A 1163-nucleotide genomic window follows, 5' to 3' on the forward strand; every position below is an offset into this window, starting at 1 on the left:
CCCCCGCCCCCCGAGAGCCGTCCGCCCCCTAGAACCGGGGCGGCACGGCCGACAGACGCCGCGGGCACCCGGCTCCGCGTTGGCCAGGGGGGTCCCCATACCGGAGCAGCAGCCGGGGGCTTGGGTGAGGAACAGGCCGGACTCCCTCAAGAACACAGAATGGTCACAGCGCCAGGGCGTGCCGCAGTGCTCGGGCGACATCCATCATTGTGGGAAACGACAGGGCGCCTAGATCGGCGACGATCTGGTCTCGGTACAGGGGGCCGAGGTCGTCGCAGTTGACGTATCCCGCGAGCGGGTCACCGGTGCGCAGGGGAGCCCAGGACGGCAGATCGCGGCGGGTGTTAGTGATCCGTGCGACCAGGCAGTCACCGATGGCGTTGTTGCGGGCGTTATTGGAGACCACCAGCCACGGCTTGAGCCCGAAACCGAGATCGGCGCGATAGATCCGACCGCGGACGGGGATGACATGGGGGGCGGCATTCACGTTCCCGTTCCACCATCCACATCGTTGCCACGATCCCAGCCGCGACGGGCGGTGCGGTAGGCGCGGTCCTCGTCGTCCATCTCGGCCGCCCATGCCGCGTACCCGGTGGCCGCCACCTGTTGAGTGACAGCCTCCCGTCCTGCGCGGACCAATGCGGTAAGTATCTCCGCGTCGGAGGCGCCCGCGTCCAGTTCCTGACCGGTGAGCTGGGCCAGCGCCTGGCGTTCGGGGCTGGCGGGGGCGTGCATGCGCTCCAGAGTGGCGACGTCCTCGGACCCCATGGGGACACTCTTTCGAACACTCATGCAGCCAAGTATACAGCACCACACGCAGCTTACATTGCTGCATATAGTGCTGCAAAAGGGGAGGGGTGTAGGCGGCCCTCTGTGGGCACTGCGTCTGACACGATCGCGGCTGACAGGACGGCGGTGGGAGCCGATGGCCGACGTGACCGCGCTGGCCCGGATGGTGAGGGTGTTGCCGGGTGCACTGTCCGTTGGTACTTAGGTTCACCGGGGGGCGGGGGTGTAGGGCGATGGTGCGAGGTCACCCGGGTTTCTAGCGTCGTGGGCATGAGGACGAACTTTGTTGGCGGCCGCTTATCGCGGGTTCTGCTTGGGGTCACGTTGGTCGTGTCCGGTGCGGGGTGGAGGTACGCGCCCCAAGAACATGCTGG

The 1163-nt window shown here is 67.3% G+C and carries 2 protein-coding genes; both read right to left on the reverse strand.

Annotated elements, in window-relative coordinates:
- Positions 1–163: 163 nt before the first annotated feature.
- On the reverse strand, positions 164–487 hold the full coding sequence (locus E1293_RS47085; protein WP_243717602.1) for a type II toxin-antitoxin system PemK/MazF family toxin: 324 nt from the start codon (positions 485–487) through the stop codon (positions 164–166).
- Positions 484–792, reverse strand: coding sequence for a molecular chaperone GrpE (locus E1293_RS48415; protein WP_165978736.1), 309 nt, complete (start codon positions 790–792; stop codon positions 484–486). The genes E1293_RS47085 and E1293_RS48415 overlap by 4 nt, the downstream gene beginning before the upstream one ends.
- Positions 793–1163: the final 371 nt, after the last annotated feature.

Origin of the sequence: Actinomadura darangshiensis (genome assembly GCF_004349235.1) — a bacterium.
In the GTDB taxonomy this organism is placed as follows: domain Bacteria; phylum Actinomycetota; class Actinomycetes; order Streptosporangiales; family Streptosporangiaceae; genus Spirillospora; species Spirillospora darangshiensis.